This window comes from Flavihumibacter sp. (genome assembly GCF_036676075.1).
In the GTDB taxonomy this organism is placed as follows: domain Bacteria; phylum Bacteroidota; class Bacteroidia; order Chitinophagales; family Chitinophagaceae; genus Flavihumibacter.
On the sequence record NZ_JAKFDQ010000007.1, the window covers coordinates 1211059 to 1224150 of the forward strand.

Here is a 13092-nt window from a genome sequence, read left to right on the forward strand (position 1 = left end):
CAGTTTTCTTCGTAATTTCTTCGGCTAAACCTTTACCATCATGTTCAGCCGGAAGAACCTTGCAGTCATTGGCCTGTTATCGGGGTCGCTTTTAAGCGCACCCGCTATATTTTCACAAACGAATAGCCAGTTGTATCAGCAGCATGTTCAGATTGCAGATACCACCAAAAAAGACACTGCAAAGTATTCGTCATTTAAGGGATTGCCTCTAAAAGCATCGAGGAAAATCAGGCTTAATACAACTGAAGGAACATGGATGTCGCTGGATGTTAGTCCAGATGGAAAATCAATAGTTTTCGACCTCCTCGGCGATCTCTATACCATTCCTATCACCGGCGGGAAAGCCACCGCCATTACCAAAGGCATGGCCTTTGATACACATCCGCGTTACAGTCCGGATGGACAAAAAATCCTCTTTACCTCCGACCGCAATGGTGGCGAAAATGTATGGTGGATAGATCCATCCAGGGAAGATACCATGCAGCTTACCAAGGATATGAACATGAATATCCCAAGTGCCGCCTGGACGCCGGATGGAGAGTATATCATTTATGCGAAAGGCAGAATGAATGTGCAGCTATTCATGGTTCACAAAGATGGCGGGGCAGGAGTTCAGCTGATCGATGCACCACCAACACTGAAAACAATTGATCCGGCGGTGAGTGCCGACGGTCGTTACATATATTTTTCCCGACGTAATGGTGCCTGGACCTATAATGCGCCGATGCCTCAATACCAGTTGGGTGTTTATGACCGCAATACCGCAAAAGTCAATACCCTAACCTCAAGGTATGGGTCGGCATTTACCCCTGTTCTCTCAAAAGATGGAAAGTGGATGGTATATGGAAGTCGTTATGAAGACAAGACCGGTCTTGTATTAAGAGATCTTAAATCAGGTGATGAAAAATGGCTTGCCTACCCGGTGCAGCGGGATGACCAGGAATCAATTGCCACCATGGGCGTTATGCCCGGAATGGCCTTTACGCCAGACAGTAAATCATTGATCGCATCATTCGGCGGAAAGATCCAGCGGATTGCAATAGAAGGGGGAACAATTACCGAAATCCCATTTGTGGTTGACACAGAGCTTGAATTGGGGGCGCAACTTGACTTTCAATATCCGATCTCAGATAGTTCGCATGCTCAGGTAACCCAGATACGTGATGCCGTTCCATCTCCCGATGGAAAGAAACTGGCATTCACCGCACTCAACCGGCTCTATATAATGGATTATCCAAATGGCAATCCTAAACGTATCACCAGTAATAATTTCACAGAAGCACAACCCAGATGGTCGCCTGATGGCAAAAGCATTGTATTCAGTAGCTGGACACCCGATGGCGGTCACATATTTAAAGTTCCTCTGACAGTAAAAGCTGGCATTCAACAACTTACAAAGCAACCCGGAATGTACCAGTTTGTCCGATTCAACCACTCGGGCGACAGAATAGTATTCCTTCGCAGCAGCGCAGAGAGCTATAAACAATCCATCTCACCATTCTATAATGGTGCTGAGGATGATCTCTGCTGGATACCGGCAAATGGTGGCGAATTAACTGTAATTGACAAGGCCGCCGGGCGATATAATCCACATTTTGTAAAAGGGGATAATCGTATCTATTTAAACCAGGGTGGACAGCTCTTATCTATACAGTGGGATGGATCAGATGAAAAGATCCATGCAAAAATTACCGGCATCACTACGTATGGAATGAGTGAATTCCAGAATGGTTTGCCGGTGCTGGATAAATGTATTCTTACAGAAGCGGCGGCTGAAGCCATGGAGCTTACCATGCCTTCCAGTGCAGCGTTTATTGAGATGGCGCCTGCCGGGGCACAGGCATATGCCAAGATAAACAACGAACTCTACCTTGTGAATATTCCCCAAACTGGTAAGACGGTTACTATCAATGTAGCAGATCCTGCCAATGCACAATTTCCGGCAAAGAAATTAACGACAATAGGAGGTGAATTTGCTACCTGGTCGGCCAATGGCAAAAAAATACACTGGAGCCTTGGCAGCACCCATTTCGTTTATGATACAGATAAAGCGCAATTTTTTGAGGACAGTGTAAAAGCATTTAAAAAGTCGGAGGCCAAACGAATTTCCGACTCTCTCGAAAGGGCAAAAAAAGACACATCAAATCTCAAGACAGCGCTTGCTAAAAATGTGCAGCCAAAATTGTTGGATAGTAGCCTGGTAAAGAAGGATACCCTGGGGCCGGTTGCTGATAGTATGATGTCAAAGAAAAAGGAAGAAGCTTCTTACAAGCCGGAGGAAACAGCCATCACGGTGTTTTTTGAACGTGATATGCCCGGTGGGGCCATACTATTGAAAAACGCCCGTATTATTTCAATGAAAGGAGATGAGATCATTGAAGGTGGAGATGTTCTGGTGGTGAACAACCGCATCAAAGCTGTTGGAAAAACCGGAACATTGGAATTGCCTGGTGGATTGAAAGAAGTGGATTGCAGCGGAAAAACTATTGTGCCTGGTTTTGTTGACACGCATGCACATATGTGGCCCAACTGGAGTATCCATAAGAACCAGATCTGGATATATGCGGCCAACCTGGCTTATGGAGTAACCACAACTATGGATCCGCAAACAAGCACCAGTGATGTACTTACTTACAGCGATATGGTTGAAGCCGGTTCAATGATCGGCCCAAGGGTTTATTCTACGGGTCCGGGGGTAGGCTTCTGGTCTTATAATGTAAAAGATTCGGCCCAGGCTGAAAGCATCCTGCAGCAGTACAGTAAATACTATCATACCAAATACATCAAGATGTATTTAACAGGTAACCGCCAGCAGCGACAGTGGATCATCATGGCTGCTAAAAACCAACGGCTGCATCCAACAACGGAAGGTGGACTCAACTACAAACTCAACATGACCAACCTGCTTGACGGATATCCCGGCCATGAACATGCTATTCCTGTTTACCCGCTTTACAAAGATGTAACGGGTACAATTGCGAAGGCGCAGATGGCTGTTACTCCTACGCTACTGGTTTCCTATGGAGGGCCTTTTGCTGAAAATTATTATTTCCAGACTGAGAACCCTTACCACGAAAAAAAGATGCAGCATTTCATGCCCTATGAAGAACTCGCCGGCAAAACGCGTCGGGTACAGGGTTGGTTTATGCCGGAAGAACATGTGTTTCCAAAACATGCCCGGAATATGAAGGCGATGGTGGAACAGGGAGCACTGGCAGGAATCGGCAGCCATGGTGAATTCCAGGGACTGGGTTACCACTGGGAACTCTGGGCTATGCAAAGCGGAGGGATGAAAAATCACGATGCCTTAAAAACGGCAACGATCCTGGGAGCAAAAACACTGGGTCTGGACGACAATCTAGGTTCTATTGAACCCGGAAAACTTGCCGACCTGGTTATCCTTGATAAAAATCCGCTTGACAATATCCGCCATTCAAATTCAGTAAAATATGTAATGAAAAATGGCCGCCTCTATGATGGAAATACAGCAGACGAAATTATGCCGGCCCAACGTAAGTTAGACCGGCGTGAGTTTGATTATTCAAAGCCTGTAAGCAATACCGGAATAAACGAATAGCCTATTGCGATCCTGAATCATTTAAAAGAATAATTAATGCCAAACATCAGCAGGTCTGTTGTCATTTTGTAGGAAACTTCACTACCGTTGATTGCACCGTATTGATTCGATTCGCTAATCATCATAGGGCTGAGTAACATTCCTCGGGTTGCACCACCGCTGGTTCCATGATGGTAAACAGCATTAAGGGTGAGCCGTTGATTAAATTCAACGCCAAATCCGAGCTGGAAACCATGCTTGATAATGGCTGTGGCCGGTGTTGAGAAAAAGGCGAGTTTCTCATCAATGGGGTTTGAACTATATGTATATCCTACTCTTAGCGGGAACTTATCTAAGCCCTTATACTGCAATCCAGCAGAAACTATCGACATGCTCTTCCAACCAAAACCAGCCACCGATGCGGTTTGTGTCCAGCCACTTGCCTCAAAGCCTTCGGTATTTTTATAATCTACATATCTATAGTCGAGCGCAAAATCAATTTCCTTCTTTGAATATCCTATACCTGCCGACAATATCGCGGGATAGTTCATTTTAAAGTTTACGCCAGGAGCCGCAGTTCCATCCAAATAACTGTTTTCAAATTCAAACTCTTTGAACCTTTGCTGGGTCTTGTAAGAAGCCCCCAATTTTATACCCATACCGGAATTATAAAAAACACCCACCTGGCCACCAAATCCCAGAGCAGAAGCATTATCAGCAATGGGGTATCCTTTTTCCATATTGGGGGAAGCGAGTGGATTGGGAGCAAGTTCAAGCGCTGAATAATTAAATGTTGGGGCAAGCCCTATTGAAAATTTTTCCGATAATTCATAGGCATATGTGAATCCTATCTGCATGAGCATATAGTTTGATTCAATACGCCCAAAGCCACCCTGGTTCTGTGGCATATTGATGGGGTTGCTGTTGTTTTCGGGGAAAGTAACACCAAACCCGCTCACGCCAAACGCATGAACGCCAAATGTGTGCCTGCTATCTTTCTTTCCCCATACCATTGCAATGGCAGGCATAATAGAAATCCCCTTATCATCTTTTGTAACCCCGCTGAAGGGTCCGGAAGGGGTAGGAACGGTTGATGATAATTCGGGGGAAGAAAAGAATAACCCGGCATTGGCCGAAAACACCTTAGAGTCAAACGCAGCTATTCCGGCCGGGTTCCAGTGCAAGGCACCATTGATATCGAGCGGCTGTGCTGTGGCTGCACCTCCCATTGACATATTGAAGGCGCCAATGCCCTGCATAATATGCCCCGACTGGGATATGGCAATAATGGGAATAATGCCTGTTATAACTAATACCAGTAACTTTTTCATAACCAAAATATGTTTAGTAAAAGCTGCCAAATGCGGGCAGTGTATAAAGCTATTCTGGTATATGAAGGCTGGATGTGACAGTTATCACATGGGGTCGATATCATATATGAGGATGAGAAAATTCAGGGATTCAAGGTCTAAACACGAACAAAATGCCATAAAATCAGAACCAATCATCATTGGCAAAAACCATTTATCCCAATGATAAAAAAATAATTGTGCATCAATAAAATAGCACAACCCTCTCTGGTATTACATTTCACCCATCACCCATTATCTTTCTATGAAAATTACCTTCCTTAAAGAGGTACTTTAGTTTGCATAGTACTAAAACCTTTCCTATATTTGTGTTGTCAAAGGTAGAGAACGGGCTGGTGGTTTAGTCAGCGGGACCTTATCCAAACATTAAACCTTATCAAACCACTGACAGACCACCAGCCCAAAAAACCCAAAAGCGCCATGAATATAGAAAACACACAAAGCCAGATGCGGAAGGGGATACTGGAATTCTGTATCCTCTCCATTATCCGCCGCGGCGAAGCCTATCCGAGTGATATCGTGGACGAAATGAGGGCGGCCAATCTCCAGATTCTGGAAGGCACCCTATACCCACTGCTGACCCGCCTCAAGAATGCCGACATGTTAACTTACCGATGGGTAGAAAGCAATTCGGGGCCTCCCCGCAAGTATTTCTCCCTCACAGAAAAGGGAGAGTCATTCTACCAGGAACTCGAAAGCACCTGGAAAGAACTGGCAAACGGCGTAAAAGCGCTTACTTCCAAATCCGAATCATTACCCTCGGTTCCCGAAAACCCAACAACCAACTAAAACTTCAACCTGCTAATACTTATCAATTATGAAAAAGGTCATCAATATAAACTTCCAGGGCCGGGTGATCCCAATTGAGGAGACCGCCTTCGACCTGCTGAAGAACTATACCGAGAGCCTGCGTCGTTATTTTTCGAATGAAGATGGGCGCGATGAGATCATCAATGATATTGAGGGTCGTATTGCCGAACTCTTCTCCGATCGCCTGAAAAAAGGTGCAGTTTGTATTACCGATGAGGATGTGAACAATATCATAGCCTCAATGGGACGTCCTGAAGATTTTGAGGCCGCCGATGCAGACAACACCCTGGGAAGCAGCGCTTCTTATACAAGAACTGAATCAACCAGCAGCCATAGCAGTGCCGGTACAGGTTATACCGGAAGCACGGCATCTATGGCCCGTGGACGCCTTTATCGCAATGCCGACGACAAGATCCTTGGCGGTGTGTGTAGCGGCCTTGCCAACTATCTGGGAATCGACCCTGTAATTATGCGGATCATCTTTGTTCTGCTGGCAGGAGCCTTGTTCTGGGTATATATCCTCCTCTGGATCATTGTTCCCTCACAGTCGCTCAGCTCAAATATCACCAAGCGCCTTTACCGTAACCCCGATGATAAAGTCATCGCCGGCGTAGCGGGTGGACTGGCAGTATATTTCAACATTGCTCCCTGGATTCCCCGTCTGATCTTCGCCCTTCCTCTTATATTAGGTATTGTGGGCGGAAGTTTCAACGCTTTCTTCTGGGATTGGGATTTCATGGAAGGTCCACGCTTTATCTCGGGTGGACTTGGAAGCACTCTGTTTGTTGTATACCTGGTGCTTTGGATAGCTGTTCCATTTGCAACCACTGCAGCTGAAAAGCTGGAGATGAAAGGTGAACGAATAGACCTGAATTCGATCCGTGATACAGTTAAAAGCGACCTTGAAAATTTTAAGAGCAAGGCACAAAACTGGGGCGCTGAAGTAAAGGAAACTGCCCAACAATTCAGCAGCAAAAGCCGCAGTTTCTCTGCAGAAGCAGGTGAGCGTGCCCGCAGTTTCGCCTCCGAAGCCACCCCTGTAGCAAGAAGGGCAGGCAGCGGCCTGGGAAATGTGATAGGGATACTCTTTAAGGCGTTCTTCCTGTTCATTGCGGCAATCATCGCTATCTCTTTATTTGCGGCCCTCATGGGTATCATGTTCAGTGGCATAGCAGTTTATCCGCTTAAGGATTTCTTCCTTGAAGGATTCTGGCAGAATACCCTTGCATGGAGCAGTATGATCCTCTTCCTTGGGGTACCAGCAGTAGCGCTGTTAACCTGGCTGATCCGCCGTGTGATGGGTGTAAAAAGCACAAACAATTACCTGGGATATATTTTTGGAAGTCTATGGATCATAGGTCTATTCAGTTTTGTTTTCCTGGCAGGAATGGTTGCCCGCAACTTCAAAACCCGCGCTGGTGTTGAAAACCCTGTCCCTATGACGCAGCCTACCGCCAATAAATTACATGTGGAAGCAGTTGGCAATAATATACGTTACTATGGTGATGACTGGTTTGGTATTGAACTGGATGATGATGCGCCTTTCTATGGCATCAGTCGCGACAGCCTTATGCTGAAAACTGTTCGGGTGAACGTGGTAAAAAGCAAGGACTCTGCCTACCACATGTATTCAATCCGTTTCAGCAGGAGCAATACCAATATGAAGGCTAGACAGCTGGCAGAAAAGATCGAATTCCCGATCAGCCAGCAGGATAGCATCCTCCAACTGCCCAAGGGATTTGCTATCACCAATAAGGATAAATTCCGCAACCAACAGGTTTTGATAGTGATTGAAGTGCCTGTGGGAAAGAAGATCGAGCTTGATGGAAGTCTTGAAGATTACGAGTGGTTCTCTGTGAACACAAACCGCCGCCGTGGATTCAATGTAAGCTGGGACGAGAATTGGGATGACTCATACGGCTGGACATCTGATGTTGAATATATCATGACCCGCGAAGGATTGGAAAGAACAGATAAACCAACTGAACAGGAGATCGAAAAGGAATTGAAAGAAGGTGAGTTCAAAATGAAAATTGATGATGATGGTGTAATCATTGAGGGACAAGGAAAATTCCGTCAGAAGGATAGTGTGTATGAATACAAGGGACCTGAAAAAAAGAATGAAAAAGTTGATACAACAGTAATCCGTACTGAGACGCGAATTTCCGGCAACGATAATGATGATGAAGAAAAAACTGGTTCATTCAGTGGTAAACTTCAAAGGATACGCAACATAGGTGATGACATTGATGCCTCACCGTTATTGGTACTTAGTACATTTCTTCGCTAATACAATCAACCCGGCCGCCGCATCCTTTTGGAAGGAAGGCGGGGTTGAAGTTGGAACTCCCCGGGCTTTTGCCCGGGGATCTTTTTTTGAAGTAGAAGGGGAAATAACTAATTTAATATCATGCAAGTAGCCCGCCAAAAAATTGCCATGATAGATGACCATCGTCTGCTGCGGGACGGCATGGCCCAGCTTATAAATACATTTGATGGATTTGAGGTTTACCTGCAAGCTGATAATGGCGCCGAATTCATTTCCCAACTTGAAAATGCGGGAAAGCCTGATATTGTTCTGCTTGATATCAATATGCCAGTAATGGATGGCTTTAAAACTGCCGACTGGATTCGTAAAAATCTTCCGGAAACACGAACAATGGTACTCACCATGGTTGATTCGAATGTGGCCATTATCCGAATGATCAACTTCGGCGCCCGTGGATTCATTCTAAAAGACAGCCGTCCCGACCAATTCAGGCAGGCACTGATTGAAATCCGTGATATCGGCTATTGCCTGAATCAGCATGTGTCGCCCGAAATGGCAGCCAAGATGATGAAGCCTGGCGATAATATTTTAGAGGGAGACCTTATCAGTAAATTAAATGACCGCGAAACCAGTTTCCTGAAATTGGTTTGTCAGGAGTTGACTTACCGCGAAATTGCAGATCTGATGTTTGTCAGCTACCGGACGGTAGATGGTTACAGGGATGCATTATTCAATAAGCTTGGAGTGATAAGCCGGGTGGGATTGGTAATTTTTGCCATTCAGCATGGCATCGCCGATATTAATACTCAAGATGACCAAAGAACCTGAACCCCTCAATGATTCCACCACAACCGTTGCTGGTGGCATGAAAAACTGATTTCTGGTCGGCCGTCGCTTCCTTAAGAACATCCTCAGCACCTCCAACAACAACACCGTTATAGCCTGTTTGAAATAATGAAAGATCATTAAGAGTATCGCCTGCCACAATAATTTCACCCTCGGGCACATTCAACATCTCCATCAATTTCCTCAAAGTGAAACCTTTATTTATACCACCTGGTAAAATATCAATGAATTTGCCTGCAGAAACGATAACATCTAATCCAAGTTCTTTTGCATTTTCTTCCAGCATCTTCATGTCAACAGCCTCATCATAATAATAAGAACAGCGTCTTTCCATTGGCACCAGCTGTTTCCTTAATCCAGGAACCTCCTTCATATAAAGGTCTACTTTAAGAGCGCCTGGCCAGCGGTCATTTATCTCAGACTGGATTGGTTCAACGGGTTTCAGTGTACGACCATCAACTACCGTTGCACCCACATCACATATAATAAAATCAGGATTGGGAATAATAGGATCATCCAACAAGGGTTTCACGGAGTCTAACCCTCTTCCGGTAACAAAAACCACTTTAATTCCAGGGTTTTCATTCAGGATCTTATACAGTTTAAGTTTTTCGTCCTCATGGCCGCCTAAAAGGGTACCATCGAGATCGGTTGCGAGCAATAACATGAAGCAAATTTAAAATTTCAATCCCGTGAAAACTAACGCTTTAATTCGGCATTTATTGTATAGCGCTAATTTTCAACGGTTTAGAATATATATTTTAATCAGATTTTCATATCATCAATCTCATTCCGACGCTTTCCGCTACTTTTGCACCCTTACAAATGCAGCTATATGAAGAACACAGCTTTCACGCAGAAGCACCTCGACGCAGGTGCTAAAATGGCCCCTTTTGCGGGGTTTAATATGCCTATATCCTACACTGGTATCAATGATGAGCACGCAGCTGTTCGCAACAATGCGGGTGTATTTGATGTGAGCCATATGGGCGAATTCATCCTGAAGGGTGAAGGCGCGCTTGACCTGATCCAGCGGATCACAACAAACGATGCTTCCAAACTCACTGCCGGTAAAGCTCAATACAGCGCCCTTACCAACAATGAAGGCGGAATCGTTGATGACCTTCTGGTATATTGCCTCGAACCCAATAAATCATATATGCTGGTAGTGAATGCCGGTAACATCCAGAAAGATTGGGATTGGATAAGTGCTCATAATACTACGGGGGTGGAGATGCATAATATTTCTGAAAAAACATGCCTCCTGGCGGTTCAGGGTCCTAATGCAACAAAGATCCTACAGACACTAACTGAGATGGATATCCTAAATCTCAAATATTACACATTTACAAAGGGAAAATTTGCCGGTGTTGATAATGTTCTTGTAAGTGCAACTGGTTACACCGGTGCCGGGGGTGTGGAGATTTATTTTGAAGACAGCAATGGTGCAGCCGATATTATCTGGGATGCCATTTTTGAAGCAGGTAAAACAGCGGGTATTAAACCGATCGGTTTAGGAGCCCGCGATACACTACGCCTTGAAATGGGATTCTGTTTATATGGCAATGATATAGATGATACCACTTCTCCTCTGGAAGCGGGCCTTGGCTGGATCACTCGCTTCACCAAGAACTTCACTGCGAAATCCATATTGGAAAAGCAAAAATCGGAGGGCGTAAATAGAAAGCTTGTAGGGTTTGAAATGATAGACAAAGGAATTCCGCGCCACGATTACCAAATTTCAGATGCTGAAGGAAATATCATCGGAAAGGTAACCAGCGGAACCCAGGCACCATCACTGCAAAAAGCCATCGGCATGGGTTATGTAACCACCGAAAACACCCATACAGATAATGAAATCTATATTTTAGTGAGAGATAAAAAATTAAAAGCGAAAGTGGTAAAGCTTCCCTTTCAATAATCATTCAAACATTTTCAGATGAGGCCGCAGTGATAATCAACTGCGGCCTTTTTAATATAAATTTAATAGTTCCCGCACCGCTCAAAAGCAGCCGTATAAAGGGTTATCCGTAATTTTGCATCTACTGCTTTTTCACCTGCACATCGGCTCATCCAGCTCTAATTATTAGTAGTACTAAAAAAATCTGACCATGAATGATATACTGAACCAATCATTTTGGGGTAATACCTATTTACAATATATCATTGCCTTTGGCGGCATGCTTGTTGCCTGGATCATAATCAGGCTTCTTAAAAAATTCGTCATACGGAAAATACAGAAACTTGTTGCCGGCACTGATAACCAGTTTGATGATATGGCATTTGAAGCGGTAGAGAAATTTGTCCTTCCCTTTGTATACCTACTTATCAATTACAATATAATCAACCAGCTCACACTACACCCAAAGGTGGCCAGCATACTGCGGGTAGCCATTGCAGTGATAAGCGTATATTATATTGTCAGGATAATCAATCACATTCTTACAGCTTCCCTGAAAAAGTATATGGAGCGCAAACTGGAATCACCTGAAAGGATCCGGCAGATGGGTGGTGTGATCATTGTACTGAAAGCTATCGTATGGTTCATGGGAATTGTATTATTGCTTGACAACATGGGCTATAATGTTGCAACCATTCTTGCTGGTATGGGAATCGGAGGAATTGCCATTGCATTGGCTGCTCAGAATATACTCGGTGACCTTTTCAGTTATTTCGTTATCTTCTTTGATAAACCTTTTGAGATCGGTGATTTTGTTAATGCAGAAGGTAAATCAGGCACAGTGGAATACATTGGTATCCGCACAACAAGGATCAGGAGTATTTCGGGGGAAGAGGTGGTATTATCCAATACAAAGCTCACCGGAAACGCGCTCCACAACTTCAAGCGTATGCAGCGCAGGAGGATTGCCTTTTCAACAGGTGTTACATACCAGACCAGTGCCGACCAGCTTAAAAAAATCCCTTCAATCATGGAGGAGGCCGTCCGCCGACAGGAAACACTCAGCTTTGACAGGGCCCACCTTGCATCCTTTGGTGATTTCAGCATAAACTTTGAAACGGTTTATTTCGTTGACAGTGCTGATTATATGGTTCATATGGATGCGCAACAGGCGGTATTACAATATATTTTCGAGGCTTTTGAGAAGGAGAATATACAGTTTGCCTATCCCACACAAACTCTTTTCCTGGAAAACCAAACCAAAGACCAAACTGTTGAAGAACAGCTGCTTTCATAATGCAAATCCTTCCTTATTTTTAAGGAAACCTTGCAGCCATGCGATTACTGTTCCTCATTATTTTGGTATTTGCCCGTAGTGCCGGTTTTACACAACATGACAGCAGCTATGCTGATAAACTTGGATTCCCCCGGGGTGCCAAAGTGATTATACTACATGTTGATGATGCAGGAATGAGTTTCGATTCAAACCAGGGCGCAATCAAAGCGCTCACAGAAGGTGTTGCTTCTTCTGTAAGCATCATGATGCCCTGCCCATGGGTGCCACATTTTGTTGGGTGGCTGAAGAAAAATCCACGTACAGATGCAGGATTACACCTCACACTAACTTCTGAATGGGAACAGTACAAATGGGGCGCACTTAGTGGTGCACCCGCAGTGCCCGGATTAATTGATACGGCCACCGGTGCCATGCATGCTAGTGTTGAAGCCGTTGTTACAAAATCCAATGTAAAAGAGGTTAGCCAGGAAGTTGATGCGCAGATAAAGCGTGCACGCCAGATGGGATTTGAACCCACCCATCTAGATAGCCATATGGGCACTCTTTTTGCCACTCCTTCATTCTTATTAGCTTATATACAAACAGGCATACGCGAACGTATACCTGTTATGTTTGCGGGAGGCCACAATACCCTGGTCCGTAAAACAAATCCTATGGCTGTTCAACAGGAACAACAGATCAAACAACTTGCGCAAACACTCTGGAACGCAGGACTGCCTGTATTGGATGATCTGCATAACAGCAGCTATGGCTGGGATATCAGTGCCGATGCTTTAAAGAGTACCGAAGCACTGAAAATACATGCGCGGAAAAATTACATCAAAGCATTGGAAGAGTGCAAACCCGGACTAACGATGATGATCATGCACTGCACCGAGCCCTCTGAAGTGTTCAAACATATTAGCGATAGCGGGCCTACCAGGCAGGCCGATATGCTTGCCATGACAGATGACGCAGTAAAGGCCTACATAAAAGAAAAAGGCATCATAATAACCACCTGGCGTGAAATAATGGAACGTCGGCAAAAAATAAATTCCAAATAAC

At 44.7% G+C, this 13092-nt stretch carries 9 protein-coding genes; 7 read left to right on the plus strand and 2 right to left on the minus strand.

Translation table 11 applies throughout. The features are described from left to right. Positions 1-40: 40 nt before the first annotated feature. On the plus strand, positions 41-3577 hold the full coding sequence (locus V6M43_RS08060) for an amidohydrolase family protein (protein WP_332734116.1): 3537 nt from the start codon (positions 41-43) through the stop codon (positions 3575-3577). A gap of 17 nt (positions 3578-3594) precedes the next feature. Here the strand turns inward: V6M43_RS08060 and V6M43_RS08065 are convergent, their stop codons facing one another. Further along, positions 3595-4887, minus strand: a complete 1293-nt coding sequence (locus tag V6M43_RS08065; RefSeq protein WP_332734118.1) for an OmpP1/FadL family transporter — start codon at positions 4885-4887, stop codon at positions 3595-3597. Between the two features lie 459 nt (positions 4888-5346). Between V6M43_RS08065 and V6M43_RS08070 the strand changes: the two genes are divergently transcribed. The 3 genes from V6M43_RS08070 (at position 5347) to V6M43_RS08080 (ending at position 8833) form a co-directional block, all read left to right on the plus strand. After that, on the plus strand, positions 5347-5715 hold the full coding sequence (locus tag V6M43_RS08070; RefSeq protein WP_039130134.1) for a PadR family transcriptional regulator: 369 nt from the start codon (positions 5347-5349) through the stop codon (positions 5713-5715). Positions 5716-5743: 28 nt separating this feature from the next. After that, positions 5744-8026, plus strand: a complete 2283-nt coding sequence (locus V6M43_RS08075; RefSeq protein WP_332734121.1) for a PspC domain-containing protein — start codon at positions 5744-5746, stop codon at positions 8024-8026. Positions 8027-8146: 120 nt separating this feature from the next. Beyond that, positions 8147-8833 carry a response regulator transcription factor gene (locus V6M43_RS08080; RefSeq protein WP_332734122.1) on the plus strand — a complete coding sequence of 229 codons (687 nt, stop codon included), beginning with the start codon at positions 8147-8149 and terminating at the stop codon, positions 8831-8833. Here the strand turns inward: V6M43_RS08080 and V6M43_RS08085 are convergent. Continuing rightward, entirely contained in the window at positions 8805-9518 is a 714-nt protein-coding gene (locus V6M43_RS08085) for an HAD-IIB family hydrolase (protein WP_332734123.1), read from the minus strand. The genes V6M43_RS08080 and V6M43_RS08085 overlap by 29 nt on opposite strands. 168 nt (positions 9519-9686) lie before the next feature. Here V6M43_RS08085 and gcvT point away from each other — a divergent pair, with 168 nt between their 5' ends. From gcvT to V6M43_RS08100, 3 genes are all read left to right on the plus strand, one after another. Then, the gene (gene gcvT, locus V6M43_RS08090) at positions 9687-10772 is read left to right on the plus strand and encodes a glycine cleavage system aminomethyltransferase GcvT (protein ID WP_332734125.1); all 1086 of its coding nucleotides are present in this window, start codon (positions 9687-9689) and stop codon (positions 10770-10772) included. Positions 10773-10962: 190 nt separating this feature from the next. Next, the gene (locus V6M43_RS08095; RefSeq protein WP_332734127.1) at positions 10963-12048 is read left to right on the plus strand and encodes a mechanosensitive ion channel family protein; all 1086 of its coding nucleotides are present in this window, start codon (positions 10963-10965) and stop codon (positions 12046-12048) included. A 38-nt stretch (positions 12049-12086) separates the two neighbouring features. Further along, a complete protein-coding gene (locus V6M43_RS08100; RefSeq protein ID WP_332734129.1) occupies positions 12087-13091 on the plus strand; it encodes a polysaccharide deacetylase family protein in 1005 nt (334 codons plus the stop codon). Position 13092 lies beyond the last annotated feature (1 nt).